Genomic DNA, 23,443 nt, shown 5'->3' with positions numbered 1-23,443 from the left:
CCCGTGCGCGCGACGAGTCAGATCTTGCGCGTGAGCGAGCCGACGAGGTGGGGCGCGCGCGAGGAGCCCTCGTTGCGGAGGCGGAGCCCGAGGTCGATGCGGAGCGCGGCGTTGATGAGGCCGAGGTGGCTGAACGCCTGCGGGAAGTTGCCGAGCTGGACCCGATCGGTCGGATCGATCTCCTCCGCGAGCAACCCGAGGTGGTTGGCGGCCTCGGCGTGCGCGACGAAGATCTCGCGCGCCTGGTCGAGCTCTCCGAGCAGCGCGAGGGCCTCGACGAGCCAGAAGCCGCACAGCACGAACGCGCCCTCGGGCCCGCCGACGCCGTCGGCGTCGTGGTAGCGGTGCACGAACGGTCCGGTCGAGAGCTCGCGCCGGAGCCAGGCGACGGTCTCGGCGAGGCGGGGATCGTCGTCGGGGAGGAACCCCTGCGTCGAGAGGAGCAGGAGCGACGCGTCGGGGCGCTCCTCGCCGTAGACGCTGACGAAGTGCCGCCTGCTCGCGTCCATGCCGTTCGTGCAGATGTCGGCGTGGACCTCGGCGGCGCACTTCGCCCAGCGATCGGAGAGGTCGCGCCGGCCGAACGCGGTCGCGAGCTGGCTGCCGCGGTCGAGGGCGAGCCAGTTCATCAGCTTCGAGTGCACGTTGTGGCGCACGCCGTGGCGCGGCTCCCAGATCCCGTGGTCGGCGTCGCGCCACTGCCGCTCCGCGCGCTCGATGACGCTCGCGAGCTTCCGCCACGCGTGGAGGGTGAGGGTGCCGCCGAAGCGCTCGAACAGGTGGGCGCTGTCGACGATCGCGCCCGTCGTGTCGAGCTGGGTCTGGTCGCGCGCGCCGTTTCCGATCCGGACGGGGCGGGCGCCGAAGCTCCCGGCGAGGTGATCGAGCTCGGCCTCCTCCGGGACGCGCTTCCCGTCGATCGTGTACATCAGCTCGAGCCCGACGCGGTCGTCGACGGCGTCGCGGAGGAAGTGGTAAAACTCGCGCGCCTCCGCGCCATATCCAATCAGGTTCGCGGCGCGAATGGTCATCGCCGCGTCGCGCGCCCACGTGAAGCGATAATCCCAATTGCGCGGGCCGCCCGGCCACTCCGGGAGCGACGTCGTCGGCGCGGCGACCACCGCGCCGGTCGGCCGATAAATGAGGAGCTTCAGCGCGAGCGCGGAGCGAAGGACGTGGTGGCGCCACGGTCCGTCGTAGGTGAGCTTCGACGACCACTCGCGCCACATCCGCCGCGTCGTGCGGAGGTGCTCGTAGGGCCGATAGCTCGCGGTGGGCTCCACGCTCTGCGCGTCCCACTCGAGCACCGCCCAGAGGTGCTTCCCCGGCGTGAGCGTCGTCGTCGCGCGCATCCCGCCGTCGGGGCGCGGCGTGAACTGCTGGCGCTGCGAGATCGAGAGCGCGAGGCGCTCGCCGTTCTTCCCCTCGGCGAGGACGCCGTGCTCCGCGAGGTGGATCGTGGGGACGTCGCGCGCGTAGTCGAAGCGCGGGTCGAAGACGATCTCGAGCTCGACCGAGCCGGAGGGGCAGTCGATCCGGCGGTGGACCTCGTGGCTCGACGCGCGCGGATCGTCGCTCCACGGCATCGAGTCGATGACGCGGAGCGTGCCGCCGTTCATGAAGAACAGCGTCTCGAGGACGTTGGTGTCCGGATCGTACCGCTGCAGGCTCTCGTACGGCCGCGACGCCGGCCGGATCGCCATCTCTCCGCCGCGACGGGCATCGAGGATCCGGCCGAAGACGCTCGGGCTGTCGAAGCGAGGCAGGCAGAGCCAGTCGATCGAGCCGTCGACCGCGACGAGCGCGGCGGTGCGGCCGTTGCCGATGAGGCCGCGCGCGGCGATCGGGATCGTGGCGGGATCGTCGTTCGGGCCGAAGACGAAGCGGGTGGTGAGCAGGCGAGAGATCGCGAGGAGGTCCATCGTTCCTCTCGCGACCGTATCCCAGCTCGCGTCGAGGACGCGTCGCCTTCGTGTCCCTCAGCGCGGCTGGCGCGGGCGCGCGGCCTTCGTGCGGGCGATGAGATCGGTGTCGGTGCGGAGGGCGCCGGCGCGCTCGAGGTCGCCCCACGTGAGCTTGTACGAGGCCTCCATGCCGCCGAACGCGTGCGGGAGCTGGTTCGAGAGATCGATGCGGATGCCGGTGCCGGCGACGAGGAAGTCACGGAGCTCGGACGGCTTCGACGGGCGCTTCGCGTCGTCCTCCCAGGTCGTGAAGTAGTAGTCGGCGAAGTTCTTCATCATCTCCTGCCCCTCGGCGTCGAGCGGCTTCACCTCGTAGGTGCGCTTACGGCCGCTCTGGTCGAAGCGAGGGCTGTCGAAGTACACGCGCGTGAGCGAGGTCTCGATCTCCTTGTTCACGAGGTCTTGGAGCTTCGGCGTCGCGTCGTCCTTCACGTAGTCGGCGAGGGTGAGGAGCTTGCCGCTCTCGAGGTCGATGACCTTGAACTCCATGCCGTGGTTCGGGTGCGCGCCGCCGCCGTAGAAGCTCTCGCCCTCGGTGAGGCTGAGGATGCCCTGCTCGGGATCGAGGATGTGGAGCGTGACGCCGGCGTCGTAGGTCTCCGCGTACTCGCAGGAGGCGGCGGTCGGGAGCTGCCACTCGCCGCGGAGGGCCTTGTTGATCTCGGCGTCGTGCTGCGTGCCGCTGATGACGAAGTAGTCGACGTTCGTCTCGCAGGAGTCGAACTCGGGGTTCCACTCCTCGGGCGGGTTCTGCGCCTTCACCTTCGCGGACGCGTGCTCGGTCTTGAGCGTGATGCCGCCGACCGTGATCGACTTGGCCGCGACCACTTCCTCGCTCGCCGCGCCGGCGCCGGTGTCGATGTCTTCGCTCGTCGAGGGAGCGCAGGCGACGGCGACGAGGGCGAGGCTGGCGAACGCGATGTGGCTGACCTTCATGGCAATCTCTCCGGTTGCGGTGGTTGTCCTACCCTTCATCACCTTCTGTACCAACCGTTGAATGTACGTAACATATTGAATTTACTTGGGTGGATCATGGTGAGCCACGGGGCCCCGCGCTAATTGCGCACCACCCTGCGCGATCCAACGCAGCGCGAAACGGCTCGCCACAGCGGTACGGTCTTGGGCATGCCTACCGTCTTCACGCGGATCATTTCGGGAGAGCTACCAGGGCGGTTCGTCTGGGAGGACGCGCGGTGCGTCGCGTTCTTGTCGGCGCATCCGCTGCGAACGGGGCACACGCTCGTCGTGCCGCGCGAGGAGATCGATCACTGGCTCGACATGCCCGCCGAGCTGAACGCGCACGTGATGGAGACGGCGCGGTCGACGGGCCGGGCGATCCAGCGCGCGTTCCAGCCGACCAAGGTAGGCATGCTCGTCGCCGGGCTCGAGGTGCCGCACGTCCACGTGCACCTCGTGCCGATCGACGACGCGCACGACCTCGACTTCGATCGGCAACAGAAGGACCCCGACCCGAAGGTGATGGACGAGGCGCGCGACGCGATCCGGAAGGCGCTCGAGGAGCTCGGCTTCAGTCAGGTGTCGCGTCGCTAGCGGTCGCGGCCGCCGCGGCGTCGAGCTCGGCGCGCTTCTCGAGGAGGCGGTCCTTCCGCTGCAGCTCGAGCGCCTCCTTCGCCATGCGCACGAAGAGAGGGCCGAGGAAGAGGCCCCACGTGCCGAAGATGGCGAGGCCGCCGAAGATCGACGTGAGGAGGATGAACGTCGAGAGGTGCAGCTTGCCGAAGCGCGCGAAGACCGGGCGCAGCACATTGTCGATGAGGGCGATGACGCAGACGCCGACGCCGACCATGATCGCGGCGGAGCCGGGGCGGCCCGCGAGGGCGAGGCCGATCGCGACGGGGACCCAGACGAGGCCGGTGCCGACGGAGGGAATGAGGGAGGCGAGGCACGTCACGAGGCCGAGCACGAAGGCGCGCGGGACGCCGAGCGCGAAGTAGGTGATGGTCGCGACGATGCCCTGCGAGAAGCCGGTGAGGCCGATGCCCACGAAGAGGCCGCGGCCCGTCTCGACGAAGGCCGCGGCGAGGCGCTGCGTGTGCGTCGGCTCGATCGGGGCGTGGCGCTCGATCCACTCGTAGAGGTCGGGCCCGTCGATGAGGAACACGTAGGTCGCGTAGAAGAAGATGAAGGTGCCGAGGACCGCGTGCGCCACCGCGCCCGCGGCGCCGCCGAGGATCTGCACCGCGGACATGCCGTGCTCCTGGACCAGCTCGACGAGCTTGCCGGGGGAGCGGAGCCCGTCGAGCGGGTCGCCGCCTTCGCCGCCGTTGCCTTGCACGACCGAGATGAACGCGCTCTTCGCGTTGCCGGACTTCGCGAGGCTGCGCGCGAGGTCCATCGCGCCGAGCGTGAGCGAGCCGAGCGCGGCGAGGAGCGGGACGAAGACGGCCATCACGAGGAGGACGACGATGACGGCGGCGGCGCGGTCGCGCCCCATCGCGCGCGCGATGCGGAGGGAGAAGGGACGCAGCATGACCGCCGTCCACGCCGCGAGCACGAGCGGCGCCCACAGCGGAAAGAACGTCATCGCCGCCCCGACGGAGAGAAGGAGAACGACCCAACGAAACGCGCGAACTTGCTGAGGCGGCGACAGGATCGTCATCGATCGCCGCACTATAGTCCCCCACCGCCCCTCCCGCGCGCGGCGCTCAGCCGCGCATCAACTCGCGCCCCGGCCCGCTCAGGCTCGGCCGCGCGGCGTCGCGTGGTTCGCTCGTTACGACGCGATTTCGCGGACGCCTTCGAGGAGGGTGTCGATTTCTTCGGTCGTGTTGAAGACGTGGGGGCTTGCGCGGACGGTGCCGGGGAGGTGGGCGCGGGCGTGGAGGACGTGGGTGCAGTGGAAGCCGGCCGAGACGCAGCACGCGAACATGTCGCAGAGGGCGCGCGCGACGCTCTCCTGCGTCATCGCCGGCGCGTCGACCACGAACGTCGCGAGCGCGATGCGCTTGTCGGAGGGGAGCGTCTTCGCGAGGACGCGGACGCCCGGGATGTCGGCGAGCCCCTCGATGAGGTACTTGCTCATCGCGACGTCGTGCTCGCGGATGACGTCCATCCCGATGCTCCGCATCCACTTGATCGCCGCGCCGAAGCCGATCGTCGCCTCGATCGCCGGCGTGCCCGCCTCGAACTTGAACGGCGCGTCGCGCGGGACGAAGCCGCCGATGTCGATGTCGTTGTTGAGCGAGACCATGCCGCCGCCGACCTGATAGAGCGGACACTTCTGGAGGAACTCCTTCTTGCTCCAGAGGATGCCGACGCCGGAGGGACCGAACGCCTTGTGGCTCGAGGCGGCGAGGAAGTCGACGCCGAGGCGCGCGACGTCGAGCGGCAAGTGCGAGAGCGACTGCGCGGCGTCGAGGAGGACCGGCACGCCGCGCGCGCGCGCGACGCGGACGACCTCCTCGACCGGCGCGATCGCGCCGGTGACGTTCGAGACGTGGCCGATCGAGACGAGGCGCGTCTTTGGCGTGATGAGCGACTCCAGCGTCTCCCAGCGCGGGACGCCGTCGTCGTCGATCGGCATCGGGACCGGCTTGCCGTGCACGCGCCACGGGATCCAGTTCGCGTGGTGCTCGCTCGCGGGGAAGACGACCTCGTCCTCCGGACCCAGCTCGAGGCCGTTCGCGACGAAGTTGATCGCCTCCGTCGTCCCGCGCACGAGGACGATCTCGCCCGGCGTCGCGCCGATGAGCGTCGCCACCTCGCGCCGCGCCTCGTCGAACAGGCGCGTCGCCTCCTCGCCGAGCGAGTGCACGCCGCGGTGCACGTTCGCGGTCGACTTCTCGTAGTAATTCACGACCGCGTCGATGACCGAGCGCGGCTTCGGCGTCGTGGAGGCGTTGTCGAGGAACACGAGCGGGCGCCCGCCGAGCTCGCGCGCGAGGAGCGGGATCTGCGGGCGGACCCGCGCTGCGACGTCGTCGATGGTGCTCATGAAGCTGCGTCTCCTCCGGCCGTCTCGAAGACCGCCTCGACCGCGAGCGCGGGGGCCGTGCGCCGCGTCGTCCGATATTTTCCGTTCGGCTCCACGCCGATCGCCGTCGCCGCGCGGGCGGTGACCTTCATGCCCGCGAGCAGCGGCGCGAGGCGCTCTTGCACCTCCGCCGCCGAGCCGCCGACGACCTCGATCTCGACCTCCCCGGGCGCAGCCTGCGTCGCTTGATAGCCGCGCGGGCCGTCGCCGATCGCGCGATCGATCGCGCCGGCGGTGACGAGCGCGCCGTCAGGGCGGACGAGCGCGTCGTCGAGCGTGCCTTCGACCGTGCGAATGGACGCCCCGTTCGCGTTCGGCGCGTTCGGCGCGTTCGGCGCGACCTGCACGAGATCGCCGAGCACGTAGCGCACGAGCGGCTGCACCTCGCGATCGAGCGTCGTCACGACGACGAGCGCGACGTCCTCCGCGCCGGGCGTCTCCACCCGCGCGCGGAGCAGCTCCACGTGCGTCGAGATGCCTGCATGATGCATGTTTCCGTCGTCTTGCTGAACGAAGAGCGTGCCGACCTCCCGTGCTCCGAGCACGTCGATGTAGGTCCCCTGGAAGACCCGGGCAAGGGCCGCGCGCTGCGCGAGCGTGGGGCGCGCGCGCATCGTGGAGATCCAGCCGCGCACGTCGAGGCGGCGGCCGAGGATCGCGGCGTGGCGCGCGAGCACGTCGAGGTAGAACGGGTCCGCGAAGAGCGCCTTCGTCTCGTGGAGCGAGAGCTCGTCGAGCATCCGCGTCATCACGGGCTCGGTCCAGAAGGTGGGGTCTTGCCGCGAGTTGAGGTGGAGCCGCGTGCCCTCGAGGCGATCGTCGTAGCCGGGATCGCCCGCGCCGCACGAGCCGGTCCCGCGCTCCGGCACCCAGAGCACCGCGTCCTTGAACGCACCGACCTCGCCGTCGAGCACGCTCTTCGCGTGCGGGTTCGTCGCGAGCGCCGCGAGCTCCTGCTTGCGCCACCACTTCGGATCGAAGAGCGCCCGCACGCGCGCGGCGCCGCCGACCTCGATGACGGCGACCGATCCCGCCGCGAGCTCCGCCTTCGCGTCGCGACCTTCGGGGAACCACTGCTTCGGCAGCGTCGGCCGCACGCGATCGCGCGTGAGGAGCGGGAGCCGCGCGAGCACGTCGTCGATCGGCGCGTCGGGCGTGACGAGGCCGGCGAGGCTCTGCTTCGCGTAGAACGGGACCGTCGCGAGCGCGCGCTGGAGCGCCCCGCGGACTCGTTCGTCGTGCGCCGTCATCGCCGTCACGACGCGGAGTTAGCACTTCTCCGCCGCGGAAAGAACGCCGGAGCCGGCGGCGCAGTGCGTCACGCCGCCCGTGGCGCGGTGATGCCGATCGGTATACTTTTCCATGAATGCTCACCGAGAGCGGCTTCTTCAAAGAGGACGCAGCGAAGGCGCCGGTACGCTCCTCCTCGGTGCCTCCCGACCTCGTGGCGGGCCGCCGCATCGCGGGAGACAAATACGAGCTGCTCCGCAAGATCGGCGTCGGCGCGATGGGCGAGGTCTGGGCCGCGCGCCATCTGTCGCTCGAAGAGGAGGTCGCGATCAAGCTCGTCCTCCGCGACATCCAGCACGAGGACGGCTCCACCGCGGACTCGCGCTTCCTCCTCGAGGCGCGCGTCGCGCGCATGCTCTCGCGCAAGACGCGGCACATCGTGTCGGTCACCGATCACGGCGACGACGGCGACATGGCGTACCTCGTCATGGAGCTCCTCAGCGGCGAGCCGCTCGACACGCGCCTCGCGCGCTCGGGCTTGCTCCCGCTCGCGAAGGTCGTCCCCGTCGTGCAGCAGGTCGCGCGCGCGCTCGCGGTCGCGCACGCGGAGGGGATCGTCCATCGCGACCTCAAGCCCGGCAACGTGTTCCTCACGCTCGACGAGGAGGGCAACCCGCTCATCAAGATCCTCGACTTCGGGATCGCGAAGCTGAAGGACGACGCGCGAAGCGCCGGCGCCGCGCCGAGTCTCCCTCGCGGCGTCACCGCGCGCGAGGCGAAGCACGCGACGCTGCGCGGCTTCCTCCTCGGGACGCCCGCGTACATGAGCCCGGAGCAGGCGCGCGGCAAACTGCTCGATCACCGCGCCGACGTCTGGGCGCTCGGCGTCATCACGTATCACCTGCTCACCGCGCAGTTCCCGTTCGACGGCGCGAACGCGGAGGAGCTCTTCAAGCGCCTCACGCGCGTGCAACCATTCGCGATCACCGAGCATCGCAAGGACCTCCCGCCCGCGATCGCGGAGCTCTTCGACAAGGCCTTCGCGAAGAACATCGGCGATCGGTTCCAGACCGCGGAGTCCTTCGCGACCGCGCTCGATCGCGCCGCCGGCAACCGCCCCGCGGTCACGTTCTCGCTCCCACCGCCCTCGCAGTCGGCGCCTTCCGCTCCGCCGCCTTCCGCTCCTGCTCCACCGAAGGAAGAGAGCGCGATCGTCGCCGCGGGCGTTCCGCGTGGGAGCAACCGCCAAGCGATCATCGCCGCCGTCGTCCTCCTCGCGCTCGGCGGCGCGTTCACCGTCGCTTATGGTCGCTTCGGCCGCGACGACGTCGCCCCCGCCGGCCTCGCCGCCGGCAGCAAGCTCGAGGCCCCCGCCGTCACGCTCGATCGCGGCTCCGACCTCATCCCGCCGCCGGAGCCGGTCGCCGCCCCGCCATCGGAGCCGTCGGAGCCGCCGGTCGAGCCCCCGCCGCTGGAGCCGCCGGTCGTCGGCGCGCCGTCCGTCGTCGCCGAGCCGCCGCCGATCGAGACCGCCGAGCCGCCGCAACCGTCGCCGACGCCTCCGCCCGCGAAGTCGGTCGATCGCTCGCAGGTCTTCTGACCCGCGCCTGACCTTCACGCGGTTGGAGAGCGATGCGCAGCGCGCTTCGCGCGGTCGCTTTGGGTACCGGGGGTGGACAGCGCGCCTGCTGCAGCGCCGGCGCGACGGAGATTGCTGCATCGGCGCTACAGGGGCGCGATGACGCGGGACGAAATACACGAATTTCCTCGAAATCCGCGCGAGAGCGACAAGGCACGAGCCGTGCTCGACGTCGCGCAGAGGTAACTTACGATGACGCGTCATTCGCTTCGCAGAGCTTCCTTGGGGCTCGTCACGATCGGCGCCGCGCTTTGGGGAGCGCCTGCGTTCGCACAAGAGAGCGGGAACACCTCGGCGCCGGCACCCGCTTCGGTGCCGGCACCCGCTTCGGCGCCGGCGTCCGCGCCCGCCGTGAGCGCGGGCGCGTTCCCGCGCGTTGGCGGGCACCTCGGGTTCGCGGTGCCGATCGTGACGATCGCGGACCCCGTCACGGCGATCGGCGCGGACTTCGTCACGATCGGTCTCACGCCGGGCCTCACGGTCAAGCTCGACGAGCGCTGGTCGGTGGACTTCGAGTTCATCGCGCTGAACGAGCTGAAGGCGACGCCTGCGGCCACGCGTTGGGTCGTCGATCCGGGCGTGGTCTACAACGCCGGTCCCGTCTCCGCGGGCCTTCGCGTCGCGACGATCGTGGGCGCGCCGACGAACATCGGCCTCGTGCCCATCGTCGTGCTGCCGGTCGCCAAGCTCGGCGACAAGGTCACCTACTACGTCGAGGGCGACGTCCCGATGTTCCTACGGGACGCCGGGACCGCGATGCGGCCGAGCATCGGCTTTCAGTTTCAATCCGGTTTTGCGTTCTGAGCGAGGAGTCGTCGTATGTCGATCATGAAGCGCGCAGGTGCAGAGGTCTTCGGGACGTTCTGGTTGGTGTTTGGTGGCTGCGGCAGCGCGGTCCTCGCGGCGGCGTTCCCGAACGTCGGCATCGGGTTGCTCGGCGTGTCGCTCGCGTTCGGGCTCACGGTGCTCACGATGGCCTACGCGATCGGGCACGTCTCCGGCTGTCACTTGAACCCGGCGGTGACCCTCGGGCTCGTCGTCGGGAAGCGCTTCCCGGCGCGCGAGGCGTTCCCGTACGTCGTCGCGCAGGTCATCGGCGGCGTCCTCGGCGCCGGCGCTCTCTACGCGATCGCGAGCGGCAAGGCGGGGTTCGACGTCCATCAGGGCTTCGCGTCGAACGGGTTCGGCGATCACTCTCCTGGCGGCTACGCGCTCGGCGCGTGCTTCCTGGCCGAGGTCGTCCTCACGTTCTTCTTCCTCTTCGTGATCCTCGGGGCCACGGACGCGCGCGCGCCGAAGGGCTTCGCGCCGATCGCGATCGGCCTGTGCCTCACGCTCATCCACCTCATCGGCATCCCGGTCACGAACCTCTCCGTCAACCCGGCGCGCAGCACCGGACCCGCCGTCTTCTGCGGCGGCTTCGCGATCGAGCAGCTCTGGCTGTTCTGGGTGGCGCCGCTCGTCGGCGCGGCCCTCGCAGGCATCGTCTACCCCGCGCTCAGCAACGACGGCGCGGCACGTTCGCCCGAATAGAGCTGGGGAGCTGGGGATCGCCACCCCCAGAGCCGTGCCGCGCTGTGCCAGCTCTGTCCGCGCTGTCGCGGTGCGCTTTGCGAGCCGCCGCGATCTCGCGGCGAACGTGCGTGGCACGGAACGCGCTGACGCGCCGCGCATGCGTCCCTTCCACGTCGCGCTCGTCGCGCTCGCGCTCGCGCTCGCGGCGTGTGGCGGCGAGACCGAGCCGGTCAGCACGCCGGCGCCCGCGCCCTCGAAGAGTGAGAGAGACGAGGCGAGCGCCGCGCATGCGAGGACGACGCTCGTCCTTCGCAACGCGTCGGACGCGCCGCGCTGGGTCGCGCTCGACATGCAGCAAACGCCGATCGACTTCGAGATCGGCACCCCGCCGCTGCAGCTCAACGGGTATGGCCACCACTGGTGCGACGGCCCCAAGTGGAACCACAACGATCCCGCCTTCTACTCGGTGCAGATCGACCCCGGCGCCGAAAAACCAATCCACTGGCAGCCGATCAGCGTCACTCGCGAGGGCGACTGCTGGCGCGGCACGAACCTGGCTCCCGGCTCGTACGCCGTGAAGGTCTGCTCCTTCGACGAGATTCCACCGCTGCGCAACATGAACGAAAAGCCCGAAGGCCTCCGCTGCACCGACCGCACACTGACCCTCCCCGCGTCCGGCGGCGACGTCCTCGTCGATCTCTGAGGATCAGAACGTCGCCTTCATGCCGACCTGGAGCCAGCGGGGGGCGTTGGGGCGGGCGCCGTAGGGGCGGTGGCCGACGATGAACTCGCCGCCGAAGATGTTGCGCCAGTTCGCGTAGATGCGGAGCCAGCGGAGGGGCGCGACGTAGGCGCCGACGTCGGCCCAGAGCTGCTCGTCGGTGTGGAGCGCGCTCTCGACCGCTCCGCGGCCCGCGACCTCGCGCATCGGCGACACGTACGTCACCGCGACGTTCGCGCCGGCGCGGCGGTGCTCGACCGCCCCCGTCACGTTGAGCTGGTGGAGCGGGATGTACGGGATGTCGTCGTTCTCGCGGACGTTGCCGTAGATCGGGTCTTGCGACGTGAACGAGTTCTGGAACCAGCCCTCCGTCAGCGTGTACGCGGCGGTGACAGGGAAGCGGAGATCGTAGCGCCGGAGGCGCGGCTCGTACGTGCCGTAGACCTCGAGGCCGCGGACGACCGCCTTGCCCGCGTCGAACTGGCGATCGAGGTTGGCCGCGACGCAGCCGCTCGCGAGCGTGCACACGTCGGTGAGGTTCGAGTAGTCGTTCACGAACCCGATGACCTCGAAGCGCGCCGCGCCGCGCGTGTACCGCGCGCCCGCCTCGTACGCCACGCTGTACTCCGGCCTCACGTCGTTGCCGCTCCCCGGCGGCGGCGGGCTGAAGCCGCGATGCACGCCGCCGAGGACGCCGAGCTCGCGCGTGATCTCGTAGTACGCCCCCACCCCCGGCAGCACGACCGCGGTCATGCCCGTGTCGGTCCCGCGCGTCGCGCCGCGCTCCTCGACCTTCGACGCGATGACCTCCACGCGCGCGCCGGGCGTGACGGTGAGGCCGCGCCACGACATCGCGTCGGTGAGGTGCGTCGCGAGCGCGTAGGTGCTCGCGCGGTTGTTCGCGACCGTGAGCGTGGGCTCGTTCGCGTTCACGAGCTCGCCGCCCTGCATCAGGTACGCGGTCTCGCTGTGGAGCCGCTTGATCTCGTCGTAGTGGAGGCGAACGCCGGCCTCGAGGCGGTGATCGATCGGCCCCGTGCGCGTCGTCGTGGAGAGGACGGTCTGGACGCCCTGGCTCACGAAGCGGCGATCGTTCGGGCCGACCCACAGCGTGTTCGCGGCGGTGCTCGAGTCGGTCCGGCCCGTGATGACGCCGTAGTAGCCGGCGTAGGACGGATCGTTCGGGTTCTGCAGCACCTCCGCCGCCCCCGCGTTGCCGAGGCGGTTCAGCTTTCGCCACGTGCGCGCGTAGTCGAAGCGGTAGACCTTCGTCTCGAGCTTGTACTGCGACTCCGGCCCGTCGATGACGTGGCTCACCACCACGCCGGTGCGGTGGTTCCGCATCTGATCGAGCGCGCTCGCGGGGTAGCGGCGGTACGGGTCGGAGCGGAAGTCGGCGTCGCTCTGACCGAGGTACGTCTCGTTCGAGACCTCGTCGCCGTACGAGAGCTTCAGCTGGAAGCGGTGCTTCGTCTTCGCGTGCGGGTCGAGCGTGTAGCCCGCCTTCACCATCCAGTCGTTGCGCGTCGAGCCCGTGTCCGCGCCGCTCGGGAGCTTCGTGAAGCCGTCGTTCTCGAGGCGCACGCCCTCGACGAGGACGCCCATCTTCTCGTCGCCCCACCCGCCGTACGCGTGGAGCTTGCCATAGCCGTATTCGCCCGCGGCGAGGTCGACCGCGCCCTCTAGCCTCCCGTCGATCGGGATCGGTCGCGAGACGAAGTCGATCGCGCCGCCCACCGTCTGCGGACCGTACGAGATCGCGGCGGGGCCCTTGATGACGCGGACCTGCGTCATGCGCGTGACGAGCGGGAAGTAATACGCCGCCGGCGCGGAGTAGGGCGCGGGGCCGAAGAGGATGCCGTCCTCCATCAGCGTGAGCTTCTTGCTCCGGTCCGGGTTGCCGCCGCGGATGGAGAGGTTCGGGCGGAGGCCGATGCCGTCCTCGCCGCGCCAGTACACGCCCGGGACCTGCTGCAGGATCGCGCCGGGATCGTCGTACTCGAAGCGCTCGAGCTTCTGCTTGTCGACGACCTGCACCGAGCCGGCGGTGTGCGAGACCCGCGTGCCGGCGACGACGACCTCGTCGTCGTCCGCGCGCGCGACGCTGCTCGCGAACGTGATCCCCACCACGAGGAGAGCGGTGCGACGTTTCACAGCACGGGGCGCGTATGAGGCGGCGGATCGGTGGGCGCCGGCAAGATCCACGCTGCCGGCGCGAGGGTGTCGTCGACGCGCGCGAGGTCGACGTTCGGATCGATGAAGCGCTGCGCGCGGCGTCCGTCGAGCGAGGCGATCGCGTCGGCGTAGACCTCGACGTCGCCGCCGTGATCGTCGCGGATCGCGTGCGCGAGCTGGAGGACGAGGTCGGGCTGCCCCACCATCTCGTTCTCCTGGAACGGCGCGAGGTAGCGCCGCGGCGAGACGTGCGTGATCGCGCCCGTCGTCTTGTCTTTCACGAGGAACGTCACCGCGCCGCCCTTTGCTCGAACCATGACGCGCCACGAGAAGCGCATGCCCTGCTCATGCCACAAAACGTCGCCGCCGTAGAGCCGAGATCGCAGCGGGAGGAGGAGCTGCGCCGCGCAGTAGAGCGCGCCGAACGCGAGCGCGTAGCGATGCCAGCGCGCCGGAGCGATCGAGATCGGCGGCGACGCAGGGCGCCGGACGAAGCGACGGGGCCACGAGGGACTGAAGAACACGAGCGCGGCGATGCTCATGATGATCGGGAACATCCCGATGTCGAAGAGGAGCCGCGTCAGCGTGTGGAACGTGAGGAGCACCGCGTACGCGTACGGTCGCGTGCGGCGCCACGAGAGCCAGCCGACGATCGTGAGGTCGAAGAGGAAGCCGGCCCAGCTCATCATGAGCGGCACGCCGCCCCACGCGAAGATGCGCCCGAGGATCGGGAGGTCGGTGCGCGCGCCGAGCCAGATCCGGAGCGGCTGGCCGTGGAGCAGCCAGTCGGGCTGCAGCTTCGCGAGCCCGGCGTAGACGTAGACGAGCCCGATCTGGACGCGGAACACCCAGAGCCACGCGCGCGCGACGTCCTCGCGCGCGCGCTTCCGCAGCCACGCGTCCACCGACCACATCCGGTTCGCCGGCGACGCGGCGAGGAGCCACGCGAGCAGCGCCGCGAGGTAGTAGTGGTTCAGGTACGTCGAGACGTCGACGAGCTGGATGTACGTGAGGCCGGCGGCGAAGAGCGGCGCCGTCACGCGGAACGCCGCGCCCGCCGCGACGGCGAGCGCGAGCCCCATCAAGATCCAGAAGAGCGCGTGCATCGGGCCGCTCGGCAGGACCGGCACCCACGCGAACCCGGCGTAGTGGAACTTGAAGCGCGGGCGGACGAGGAGCTCCTCGACCCACCCGTGCGCGAGGAAGCGCTCCATCGAGATCGCGAGCGCCAGCCCGTAGAGCACGCGGAACGCGGCCAACCAGGCGGCGTCGATCGGCTCGAGGAGGCGCTTCGCGATCTTCACGTTCGCTCAGTCCGTGTCGCTCGCCGCGCTCGCCGGGAGCTTCAAGTTGAGCGGGCTGCCGGAGCCGAACATCGATCCCTTGATGAGATCGGAGAGCGGCTTGACCTCGTCGTAGAACGTCTTGAACTGCGCCTGCGACGCCTGATCGAACGGCGGGAACGCCGCCGCCGCGGCCTCGGCCTTCGCGAGCGCCGTGAGCATGTCGTTCGCGAGCTGCTGGTGTCCGGCCTCGGTCAGCCAGTCGTCGAAGCCGAGGCCCGCGCCGCCTTCGCCGCAGCCCTGGAAGAGCGAGCGGAACGCGCGGAGGTTCGTGCGGATGTTCTCGATGTCGACCTTCGCGAACGGCGTCTCGCGGTTCGCCGCCGTCGCGCCGGTGATCCCGGCGAGGGCCGCGAGCTTGTCGTCCTTGATCTCCCCTTCGGGATAGAAGAGCGACCAGCCGACGACGTTGAGCGCCTCCTGCTCCGAGCCGTAGCCCTGGGCCGCGAGGAGCTTCTCCTTGAAGCCCTCGCCGCCCTCGGCGACCGGGAGGTAGACGTTTCGCGCCTCGACCGCGACGGCGAGGATGTTGTCGGCGAGCGCCTTCGCGTACGCCTCTTTCCCGGCCGTGAGCTCGGCGGGAGAGGAGGCGGCCCACTTCTGCCCCGTCGCCGAGTTGGGGAGACAGGCCGTGTCCGCGCCCTCGTAGAAGAAGAGGACCTCGAGCCCGAAGAGGCCGCGGCCGCTCGGGAAGGTGAGGTTCCAGCCCTTCTCGTAGTCGCGGAGCGCGACCTGCTTCTCGACCTCGCAGCGGTTGATGTCGGGCCACGCGTGGACGAAGCTGCGGAGTCCGCGCCCGTGGTACGGGTCGACGCCTTTGCTCGCCCACGGTCCGAAGCGGAAGCCTTCGAGCCGCGAGGCGGAGTCCATCGCGACCTTCCACGCCGCCTGGCGATCGCCGTTCTCGTGCACGGCCTTCCGCAGCGCGGAGGCCGCGTTGACGAGCTGGCAGGAGTGCCAGGCCGCGCAGTCGGCGGCCGCGCCGAGGAGCGCCTGCTTCGAGAACGCTCCTCCCGTCGGCGCAGCTCCGCACTCGATGTCGCCGCTCGGCAGGCCCGCCGCGTCGGCGCCGCCGCTCGAGGCGTTGCCGGACGTCGACGAGCTGCTCGTGCTGGTGTTGCCCTGCGGCGTGCCTTCGAGGGGATCGTCCGTCGAACGGCACGCCGCGATCGCGGCGATGACGATCGCCAGCCCGACCCCCGCGCCTGCGAGCTTCTCGCGGAGCTGCATGGCGATCAGCGCGCGACGTCGAGCGTCACGATGATGGAGTCGCTGCCCTGGCCCGCGTCGAGCGCGCCGGCGTCGTTCGTCTGCACGAGCGAGACGCCGGAGGCGGCGATCTTCTTGCCGTCGGCCGAGCGGGCGATGCCGAAGAAGTTGCCGAGCCACGCGTACGAGACGACGCCCTTCTCGCCAGACGTGGTGTCGAGCACGCCGTCCTTCGAGGTGACGAAGATCGCGGCCTGGCCGTCGTACGCGCCCGCGTGCACGACGCGCTCGTCGGGCAGCAGCACGAGGTCGCGACCGCGGTCCTCGAAGCCGGTGGGGCCGACGCCGGCGCCCTTGTCCTGCTCGCTCTGGACCGCGAACCCGCCCGCGCGGCCGTACGTCGCGTCGAGGCCGTCGGCCTTGAAGCCGACCGAGACGAGGTCGGGCTGGGACGTCGGCCCGTCGAAGTTCGACGTGCCGTAGCCGGTCGTGATGAAGCGGCCGGACTGCTGGAGCACGACGTTGTACGCCTCGGCGCCGGCGCCGTTGCCGGTGAACGGCATGACGCGGACCTGGCCCGGGCGCGCGAGCGGCGTCGTCGAGCCCGCGGCGGTGCCGTCGGTGGTGCCGAAGTTGAAGGCCGGGTCCGGCGTGCCGTCCGGCTTCAGCTTGATGATGATGACCTTGTTGCCGCCGATGTTCGTGTAGCCCGACGAGTAGATCGTGCCGTCCGCGGCGACGAAGCCGCGGCGCGCGTTGTCGTTGATGTTCTTGCCGTCGCCGTCGACGGTGTACGCGGCGCCGTTGCCGTTGAACGAGGGATCGACCGCGAAGTCGTCGCCCGTCGCCGGCCAGAGCACGCGCGCGATCCAGCGATCGGCGTCGGTGCGCTGCGGCTCCGGCGGCGTCGCCTTCGCCGGCGCGCCCGACGCGAAGACGACGACCTTCGGCGCGGCCGCGTCGCTCTTGTCGATGCCGACGCCCCAGCCCTGGTACGTGGGCGAGCTGCCCGCGGGCCAGCCGGTGTCGCCGTCGGACCAGCCGAACTTCACCTCGCGCGGCGTACCGAACGTGCCGGTGTTGCCGCTCACGGTGAACTTGACGAGCCACACCTTGCCGCCGCCGACCGCCTGCACGACGAAGTTGTTCGCCGTGACCTCCGCGATGTCGAACGACGCGATGTTGTTGACGCCGGGGACCTCGAGCGAGACCACGCCGTTGGTGCCCCAGTTGGGATCGCGCGCGCCGTCGGCGGTCAAGCGCCAGACCGCGAGCCTGCGCGTGCCGTCGACCGTCGCGCCCGAGGCGTAGAGCTGGCCGTCCTCGGCGTAGGTGAGGCCGTACGGGTTGATCGCGTTGAGGAGGCGCGTGGTCGAGCGCGGCACGAGCACCGGCGTGCCGTCGGCCGCGTCGTCGGGGCCGCCCGTGCTCGACGAGCTCGAGGTCGAGCTGGACGTGCTCGAGGTGCTCGAGGTGCTCGACGTGCTGCTGCTCGTGCTCGACGAAGTCGAAGAGGTCGACGAGCCGACGTCGTCGTCGTCACCGCACGCCACGGCGAGCGCCGCACCGACCAACGCAAGAACGAAACCCCCAAGCACAACGCGGTTCTGCATCTCTAAGAATCTCCTTGGCCGCTCCCTTACCGCGTTTTTCAGGTTGTTGAAAATCAATTTCAACAAGCCGGCTCCGCTGCAGCCATTTGCAGCTGTTTTTCAGTAGGGAACGGCGGCGACGAAGTACATCTTGTCGATGCCGCCGCTCGCGAGCCCGCGCGCGTAGCCGGCGCGGAAGGTGAACGAGGCGACGTAGCCGAGCGTGAAATCGAACCACGCCTCGGCGCCGACGCCGGTCTTGAAGCGCGCGAGCGGGAAGTCGTCGAACGCGCTGCCGTAGTCGATGAACGCCGCGCCGTTGATGCGGTTGAGGAAGATCGGGAGCGTGGACGGTCCGCGATCGAGGTTCACGATCGGGAAGCGGTACTCCGCGTTCGTGAGCGCGTAGCTGCGGCCGGCCTGGACGACGCTCGGATATCCGCGCAGCGTGACGCCGCCCTGGATGAGGACGTTCCGGATCGTGTCGACGACGGGGAGATCGACGAAGCTGCCGATGAAGAAGGCGCCGCGACCGGGGAACGCGCCGCCGCTCGTGCCGGCGCCGGCGTGGAGCGCGAGGGTGTGATGCCGGATCCAGGGCATCGGCAGGTACATCGTGAAATCCGCGTTCGTCGCGAAACCCGATGTTTGCGCGCCGATGAGCGGATCGGTGAGGTCGAACGCGATCGAGTAGGCGTAGCCGCGCTCGGCGCCGATGCTCCAGAGGAAGCCCTCCGCGTTGCTGTACGAGTAGGCGAGGTGGAGCGTGCTCGTGACCCCGCGGGTGGGGAACGCCGGCGTCTCGTACGGATCGAGGCGCTCGATCGGCATCGGGAGCTGGGCGCCGGTGCGTCCGAGCGAGTGGGTCACCACGTACGTGCGCGTGTCGTAGGAGCTCGGCTGGTAGTACGTGAGCGTGTTCGCGACGCCCATCGTCTCCTGGATCACGGTGGGCCGGTAGCTGCCGAGCGCGTAGCCGCCGCGCGGCGCGATCGAGCGGAACGCGCTCCCGGTGTAGTCGAGGTACATCCCGCCGTACGTGTACCCGAGCGAGCCCTGGAGGGTGGGCTGCTCGAATTCGCTCGTCATCGTCGCGGAGACCGTGTGGCGGCCGGTGATGTCGGTCGCGGTCGCGTCGACGATCACGGCGCGGCCGAACGCGCCCTCGGTGATCTGGAGGCCGTAGCGTCGCGGCATCAGCGTGCGCCACGGGCTGTACGGGCGCGAGGGCCACTTCTTGTGCTCGATCTTCGGCATCGGCGGGTGGTCGTCGACGTACGCGGGCGCCTCGGTCCAGGCGTCTTCGTCGATGCGCATCGCGTAGACGTCGAAGCCCTTCGACGTGTACCCGACGTACGCGAGCGTCTTGCCGTCGGGCGAGGGCTCCGGGCAGTAGGCGCCGTTCACGACGTTGGTGACCTGGCGCAGGCGGCCGGAGGCGAGCTCGTAGGCGTAGACGTTGTTGATGCCGGTGCGGTCCGAGTGGAAGAACAGCCAGCGCCCGTCGGCGGAGAACGACGGGTTGCCGTCGACCGCGCGGTCCGACGTGACCTCGCGCACGGCGCCGCTCGCGACGTCGACGTAGCGGACGTCGCGGTAGCCGCCCGGGCGCCAGCGGCTGTACGCGACGTGTTTGCCGTCGGGCGACCAGCGCGGCGTGAACGCCTGCTCGGTGAACGCGGCCGCGACGAGCGGGCGCTCGTTGGTGATGACGGCGTTCACGTCGATGTCGGCGATGTGGACCGATCGCGTGCCGGCGTTGTTCTTGACGAACACGATGTGGCGGCCGTCGGGCGAGACGCTCGGATCGGTCGCGCGATCGCGCGGCTGCGTGAGCACCGATCGCTCGCCGTCGGGCGTGCCGAACGGGCTCTTCGCGCCAGGGGCGAGGTACTCGAGCTCGTTGTAGACGAACGCGATGCGGTCGACCTGCGCCGATCCGAAGATGACGCCGCCCTCGGGCGTGAAGGTCGCGACCGACTCGGCCGACGCGGTGCGCGCGACGAGCTCGCTGCCTTTTTCGTTCACCGTGACGACGTTGCCGGCGCCGTCGCGGCGGAGGTCGAGCGCGTAGAGGCCGACGCGCTGGTGAGCGTCGTCCCTCCAGTAGAGGAGGCCGCCCTGGTGCTCGGGCCACGCGCCCTTCGGGATCCAGCGCGGGTAGCGCGCGAGCTGACCGTGGTGCGTGAGGCGCGTGCCTTCGCGGATCCCCTTCTTCTTCACCGCGTCGGCCTGCGCGCCGTAGCGATCCTTCATCGCCGCGATCCAGAGCGGGTAGAGCTCCTCGTAGGTCTTCCCCGTCGCGCGCCGGATGGAGCGGTGGATGCCCCACGGAATGAGCTGCCCGCCGTAGTCGTGGGCGACGCGCCGGAGCGCCTCTTCGCCGTACGTCTGCGCGATCCAGTCGATGAAGTACGAGCCGTAGAGGTAGAACAGGTTCCCTTGCGGCCAGCGGCGGACGACGTTCGACATCTGGTCGAGCGTGGCGATGTTGCCTTCGAGCATGTCCGCTCGAAGCCACATGTCCCACATCGAGTTGCGGAGGCGTCCGCCGCTCGTGCGCCGGCTCTCGTGGTAGACGCCGTAGCCCTCGAGGATCCATCGCGGCTGGATCTGGTTCGGCGCGAGCGTCTTGCCGAGCACCGCGTTCACGAGCGTCGGGATCCCGCGGATGTTGTCGGTGTGGAGGACGTGCGTGTACTCGTGCGCGAGGAGCTCGAGGTACCAGTCGTCGACGTCGCCGAGCGGCGAGAGGTCCTCCGGCGACGTCACGTAGAGGCGCATCGCGTTGAAGGGCAGCGCGGACGCGGAGCCGTTCGCGGACTCGGTCGGATCGATGACGAGGACCTCGGTCTTGTCCTTCTGCGGCTCGTACCCCATGGCGATGACCATCTCGCCGTAGATGCTCTCCATCGTGCTCGCGACGTGCTGCGCGACCTGCTCGAGCCCGTCGAAGTACGTGACGCGGAAGTGGGGCGTCTCGATCGTGTGCCAGCGCAGCGTCGGATCGAACGCGGCGCGCGCGGGCTCGACGAGGGCGAGCAGGAGCAAGATGGCGCATGCGAGGACCCTCCAGCACAGGCCGCCTCGCCGCATCGCGGGCGCGACTATAGCACCCAACGTCGGGGGCTTTGCCCCCGACACCCCTACCCCAGACACGGCCCGGCGAAGACGCCGGGCGCTTCGCGCCCGCTTCTGGGGCCCCTTGGGAACCGCTGCGTGGATTCGTGGGAGGATGGTGGGGATGAGGGTTGGTGAGGCGCGGCGGGTTGCGGTGGCAGGGCAGGGGTTTGGGGGGCGGCGGAGGGGGGTTGCGGTCGTGGAGCGGTTGGGGGTCGTTCAGATCGATTCGGTGAACGTGCTCGCGCGGGCGCATTACCTGCCGGTTTTTGCACGGGTCGGTGCGTATGACCGCGGGGTGCTCGACGCGGCGGCGTGGCGGACGCATCGGCTGTTCGAGTACTGGGGCCACATGGCGTCGCTGCTGCCGGTCGGGTCGCAGCCGCTCTTTCGCTGGCGGATGGCGCGGGCGCGTGAAGGGGTCGGCACGTGGGGACACGTCGCGCGGTTCGCGCGAGAGAAGCGCCGCTACCTCGCGCGGGTGCTGCGCGAGATCCGGGACCGCGGGCCGCTCGCGGCGTCGGAGCTGTCGTCGGCGGAGGCGTCGAAGGGCGGCTGGTGGGTGTGGAGCGAGGCCAAGCACGCGGTCGAGGCGCTCTTCTGGCAAGGTCGGCTCTGCGTCGCGACGCGGCGCGCCGGGTTCGAGCGCGTCTACGATCTGCCGGAGCGCGTCTTGCCGGCGGAGGTGCACGCGGCGCCGACGCCGCGCGAGGCCGACGCGCACCGGGAGCTCGTGCGCATCGCGGCGCGCGCGCTCGGCGTGGCGACGGAGGACGACCTCGCGGACTGGTTTCGCCTCTCGCGGAAGGAGACGCGCCCTCGCGTCGCGGAGCTGGTGGAGGAGGGCGAGCTCGAGCCGGTGGCGGTCGAGGGCTGGGACCGGCCCGCGTGGAGGCATCGCGACGCGCGCGCCCGGCGCTTCGAGGGATGCGCGCTGCTCGCGCCGTTCGATCCGCTCGTGTGGCATCGGCCGCGCGCGCTGCGGCTCTTCGACTTCCACTACCGGATCGGGATCTACACGCCCGCGGCCGCGCGCACGCACGGGTACTACGTGCTGCCGGTGCTGCTCGGAGACGAGCTCGTCGCGCGCGTCGACTTGAAGGCGGACCGCGCCGCGCGCGTGCTGCGCGTCCAGAGCGCGTGGCTCGAGGAGGGAAGACGCGCGGGCGCGGTCGCGGAGCCGGTTCGCGCCGAGCTCCGTCGAATGGCCGACTGGTTGGGCCTCGAGGACGTCGTCGTCGCGCGGCGAGGGACGCTCGCCGCGGCCCTGCGTTGAGTCAGGCCAGGATCGGCCGGATCGTGCGCGCGTCCGAGAACCAGTTGCCGTCGTAGCTCTCGCGGAAGCTCTCTTGGCCGGCCACGGTGTAGAGCGTGCGGAGGATGTCCTTCGGCATGATCGGACGCTCCGCGCCGCCGACGAACTGGATCTGGGACTCGCAGGCGAGGCCCTCGATCCTGGCGTCGGACGGGACGTTCCGGATGTTCGTCGCCGGGTTGAGGGTGAAGAACGACGGCGCGCGCTGCTCGAGCCGGGTCGGATCCGGCTGGTCGAGGCTCGTCATCTTCGTCAGGTAGGAGTACTGCGTGACGGGATCGTTCTCGCCGATCCACGCGCCGCCTTTGATGCCCTTCCCGAAGAGGATGTAGTCGTTGTTGAAGTGGTAGTGGCCGACGCCGAGGTAGCCGCCGCCGTCCTCGTTGCCGACGAAGTTCGACGGGCGCGAGAACTCGCTCGCGACGACGACGGTCGTCTGCTCGAAGAGCGACTTGCCGTTCACCATCGTCGACTTGAGGAGCTTGATCAGGCGCGAGATCGACGCCATCGCGCTCCGCACGTTGAGGTAGTGGCCGTACGTGCGCGTGCGTGAGGTGGCCGTGGCCGGCGCCTTGTGGAAGAAGCCGTAGTGGCCGTCGAAGAGGCCGTTGCCGTCGATCTGGTTCATGCCGTTCGGCGTGCCGAGGCAGAGCGTCGCGACGCGGGTGAGGCGCGACTCGAACAGCGTGATCGCGGTGTCGACCTGGAGATCGAGGTCGTACGATGCCTCGCCGGTCGCGATCCGATCCGCGATCTGGGCGAGCTTCTTCTGGACGGCGGGGCCCTTCTCGAGCGCGGAGAGGTAGCCGAGGAAGGCGTCCTTGTGCTGGGGGCCGAGCGTCGTCTGATCGCCGAGCGCCTCCGCGAGCTGGCGCGCGCGGGCGAACCGCTGCTCGGGCGCGACCGTCCCGGTCGACTGCGCGACCGCGAGGAGCCCGAGCGACCGGACGTCGATCTTCATCGGCGTCGCGAAGTCGCTCGCGGTCTTGCCCGGGAACGTCGCGCCCTCGAAGACGATGTTGTCGAGGAGGAGCCCCCCGCGCTCGGCGGTGAGCCTCTGCGCGAGGGTGGCGGCGACGTGCTTCTTCTTCTGGTCGGCGCGGTCGTTGAAGATCCCGGACCAGATCTCGTCGTTCGCGCCGCCGTGGAAATTGTGGATGTTGCGGACACCGTGGACGACGGCGATATCGTTCACGTGCTCCTCGAGCGCGTGACCGGAGAGGCCGAGGCGCCAGGGGCAGCCGAGGCGCGTCGTGCCCTTCCGGTACGACTCCTCGAGCGAGCCGATGTACGGCAGCACGATGAAGTTGCCGTGGAGCGAGCGCGCGCCGGGGGCGTTCAGGAGCGCGTTCCGCTGCTCGGTCGTGAACGGCGCGGTCGTCGCGTCGGCCTTGAGCTCGATCTTCTGGACGACCTTCGGATCGTCGAGCGGGAGCGTCGCGAGGTCGCGCGCGCCGGTCGCGAGGTTCCAGGCGACGCCGCCGCGGAGCTCGATGAAGAGGAAGAAGTGATCGGAGGTCGTCTCGGCGCGGGCGATGTCCTCGAAGCGGAGGAAGCTCGACCCGAGGACGCCGATCCCGCCGGCGGTGGCTGCACGAAGGAGGTCTCTACGGCTGAGGCTCATGT

18 protein-coding genes are annotated in these 23,443 nt (G+C 70.2%); 7 read left to right on the top strand and 11 right to left on the bottom strand.

All coding sequences use genetic code 11. The features are described from left to right. Nucleotides 1-17 precede the first annotated feature (17 nt). Nucleotides 18-1,922: a glycoside hydrolase family 15 protein gene (locus KF837_41215; GenBank protein ID MBX3233816.1), complete on the bottom strand. Its 1,905-nt coding sequence runs from the start codon at nucleotides 1,920-1,922 to the stop codon at nucleotides 18-20. A 57-nt stretch (nucleotides 1,923-1,979) separates the two neighbouring features. Continuing rightward, nucleotides 1,980-2,900, bottom strand: a complete 921-nt coding sequence (locus KF837_41210; GenBank protein ID MBX3233815.1) for a hypothetical protein — start codon at nucleotides 2,898-2,900, stop codon at nucleotides 1,980-1,982. Between the two features lie 189 nt (nucleotides 2,901-3,089). Here KF837_41210 and KF837_41205 point away from each other — a divergent pair, with 189 nt between their 5' ends. Beyond that, entirely contained in the window at nucleotides 3,090-3,515 is a 426-nt protein-coding gene (locus tag KF837_41205; GenBank protein ID MBX3233814.1) for an HIT family protein, read from the top strand. On the opposite strand, the gene KF837_41200 is transcribed toward KF837_41205, so the two are convergent. From KF837_41200 to KF837_41190, 3 genes are all read right to left on the bottom strand, one after another. Beyond that, nucleotides 3,493-4,509 (bottom strand): AI-2E family transporter, encoded by a 1,017-nt coding sequence (locus KF837_41200; GenBank protein ID MBX3233813.1) that lies wholly within the window; start codon nucleotides 4,507-4,509, stop codon nucleotides 3,493-3,495. The genes KF837_41205 and KF837_41200 overlap by 23 nt on opposite strands. Nucleotides 4,510-4,698: 189 nt before the next feature. After that, on the bottom strand, nucleotides 4,699-5,919 hold the full coding sequence (locus KF837_41195) for a cysteine desulfurase (GenBank protein MBX3233812.1): 1,221 nt from the start codon (nucleotides 5,917-5,919) through the stop codon (nucleotides 4,699-4,701). Continuing rightward, nucleotides 5,916-7,217 (bottom strand): hypothetical protein, encoded by a 1,302-nt coding sequence (locus KF837_41190; protein MBX3233811.1) that lies wholly within the window; start codon nucleotides 7,215-7,217, stop codon nucleotides 5,916-5,918. The genes KF837_41195 and KF837_41190 overlap by 4 nt, the downstream gene beginning before the upstream one ends. 107 nt (nucleotides 7,218-7,324) lie before the next feature. Between KF837_41190 and KF837_41185 the strand changes: the two genes are divergently transcribed. The 4 genes from KF837_41185 to KF837_41170 all read left to right on the top strand — a co-directional run bounded on the left by KF837_41185 (nucleotide 7,325) and on the right by KF837_41170 (nucleotide 11,045). Beyond that, on the top strand, nucleotides 7,325-8,788 hold the full coding sequence (locus KF837_41185; protein MBX3233810.1) for a serine/threonine protein kinase: 1,464 nt from the start codon (nucleotides 7,325-7,327) through the stop codon (nucleotides 8,786-8,788). 351 nt (nucleotides 8,789-9,139) lie between these two features. After that, a complete protein-coding gene (locus KF837_41180) occupies nucleotides 9,140-9,631 on the top strand; it encodes a hypothetical protein (GenBank protein MBX3233809.1) in 492 nt (163 codons plus the stop codon). Nucleotides 9,632-9,646: 15 nt separating this feature from the next. Beyond that, nucleotides 9,647-10,360, top strand: coding sequence for an aquaporin Z (gene aqpZ / locus KF837_41175; protein ID MBX3233808.1), 714 nt, complete (start codon nucleotides 9,647-9,649; stop codon nucleotides 10,358-10,360). Nucleotides 10,361-10,499: 139 nt separating this feature from the next. Next, entirely contained in the window at nucleotides 10,500-11,045 is a 546-nt protein-coding gene (locus tag KF837_41170; GenBank protein MBX3233807.1) for a hypothetical protein, read from the top strand. A gap of 3 nt (nucleotides 11,046-11,048) precedes the next feature. On the opposite strand, the gene KF837_41165 is transcribed toward KF837_41170, so the two are convergent. From KF837_41165 to KF837_41150, 4 genes are read right to left on the bottom strand one after another with little or no spacing between them, the layout of a single operon-like run. Then, nucleotides 11,049-13,184 (bottom strand): TonB-dependent receptor, encoded by a 2,136-nt coding sequence (locus KF837_41165; GenBank protein MBX3233806.1) that lies wholly within the window; start codon nucleotides 13,182-13,184, stop codon nucleotides 11,049-11,051. Nucleotides 13,185-13,213: 29 nt separating this feature from the next. Then, nucleotides 13,214-14,542, bottom strand: a complete 1,329-nt coding sequence (locus KF837_41160) for an HTTM domain-containing protein (protein ID MBX3233805.1) — start codon at nucleotides 14,540-14,542, stop codon at nucleotides 13,214-13,216. 6 nt (nucleotides 14,543-14,548) lie between these two features. Beyond that, nucleotides 14,549-15,811: a hypothetical protein gene (locus KF837_41155; protein ID MBX3233804.1), complete on the bottom strand. Its 1,263-nt coding sequence runs from the start codon at nucleotides 15,809-15,811 to the stop codon at nucleotides 14,549-14,551. Nucleotides 15,812-15,816: 5 nt separating this feature from the next. Beyond that, nucleotides 15,817-17,175: a hypothetical protein gene (locus KF837_41150; protein ID MBX3233803.1), complete on the bottom strand. Its 1,359-nt coding sequence runs from the start codon at nucleotides 17,173-17,175 to the stop codon at nucleotides 15,817-15,819. Here KF837_41150 and KF837_41145 point away from each other — a divergent pair. Further along, nucleotides 17,159-17,509: a hypothetical protein gene (locus tag KF837_41145; GenBank protein ID MBX3233802.1), complete on the top strand. Its 351-nt coding sequence runs from the start codon at nucleotides 17,159-17,161 to the stop codon at nucleotides 17,507-17,509. The two genes, KF837_41150 and KF837_41145, sit on opposite strands and share 17 nt — an antisense overlap. Here the strand turns inward: KF837_41145 and KF837_41140 are convergent. Beyond that, on the bottom strand, nucleotides 17,503-20,433 hold the full coding sequence (locus KF837_41140) for a PD40 domain-containing protein (protein MBX3233801.1): 2,931 nt from the start codon (nucleotides 20,431-20,433) through the stop codon (nucleotides 17,503-17,505). The two genes, KF837_41145 and KF837_41140, sit on opposite strands and share 7 nt — an antisense overlap. 184 nt (nucleotides 20,434-20,617) lie before the next feature. Here KF837_41140 and KF837_41135 point away from each other — a divergent pair, with 184 nt between their 5' ends. Further along, on the top strand, nucleotides 20,618-21,778 hold the full coding sequence (locus KF837_41135; protein MBX3233800.1) for a YcaQ family DNA glycosylase: 1,161 nt from the start codon (nucleotides 20,618-20,620) through the stop codon (nucleotides 21,776-21,778). Nucleotide 21,779: 1 nt separating this feature from the next. Here the strand turns inward: KF837_41135 and KF837_41130 are convergent, their stop codons facing one another. After that, complete coding sequence (locus KF837_41130; GenBank protein MBX3233799.1) at nucleotides 21,780-23,441, bottom strand: DUF1501 domain-containing protein; 1,662 nt, start codon at nucleotides 23,439-23,441, stop codon at nucleotides 21,780-21,782. Nucleotides 23,442-23,443: the final 2 nt, after the last annotated feature.

Source organism: Labilithrix sp. (assembly GCA_019637155.1).
Lineage (GTDB): Bacteria > Myxococcota_A > Polyangia > Polyangiales > Polyangiaceae > Labilithrix.
The sequence above is the reverse complement of the archived record's forward strand: the minus strand, read 5'-3'. Positions and strand labels throughout refer to the sequence as shown.

What these genes read in the sequence shown, in the direction of transcription:
- KF837_41215 (MBX3233816.1), bottom strand. Translation starts at nt 1,922, where the DNA reads ATGGACCTCCTCGCGATCTCTCGCCTGCTCACCACCCGCTTCGTCTTC.
- KF837_41210 (MBX3233815.1), bottom strand. Translation starts at nt 2,900, where the DNA reads ATGAAGGTCAGCCACATCGCGTTCGCCAGCCTCGCCCTCGTCGCCGTC.
- KF837_41205 (MBX3233814.1), top strand. Translation starts at nt 3,090, where the DNA reads ATGCCTACCGTCTTCACGCGGATCATTTCGGGAGAGCTACCAGGGCGG.
- KF837_41200 (MBX3233813.1), bottom strand. Translation starts at nt 4,509, where the DNA reads ATGACGTTCTTTCCGCTGTGGGCGCCGCTCGTGCTCGCGGCGTGGACG.
- KF837_41195 (MBX3233812.1), bottom strand. Translation starts at nt 5,919, where the DNA reads ATGAGCACCATCGACGACGTCGCAGCGCGGGTCCGCCCGCAGATCCCG.
- KF837_41185 (MBX3233810.1), top strand. Translation starts at nt 7,325, where the DNA reads ATGCTCACCGAGAGCGGCTTCTTCAAAGAGGACGCAGCGAAGGCGCCG.
- aqpZ (MBX3233808.1), top strand. Translation starts at nt 9,647, where the DNA reads ATGTCGATCATGAAGCGCGCAGGTGCAGAGGTCTTCGGGACGTTCTGG.
- KF837_41170 (MBX3233807.1), top strand. Translation starts at nt 10,500, where the DNA reads ATGCGTCCCTTCCACGTCGCGCTCGTCGCGCTCGCGCTCGCGCTCGCG.
- KF837_41155 (MBX3233804.1), bottom strand. Translation starts at nt 15,811, where the DNA reads ATGCAGCTCCGCGAGAAGCTCGCAGGCGCGGGGGTCGGGCTGGCGATC.
- KF837_41135 (MBX3233800.1), top strand. Translation starts at nt 20,618, where the DNA reads ATGGTGGGGATGAGGGTTGGTGAGGCGCGGCGGGTTGCGGTGGCAGGG.
- KF837_41130 (MBX3233799.1), bottom strand. Translation starts at nt 23,441, where the DNA reads ATGAGCCTCAGCCGTAGAGACCTCCTTCGTGCAGCCACCGCCGGCGGG.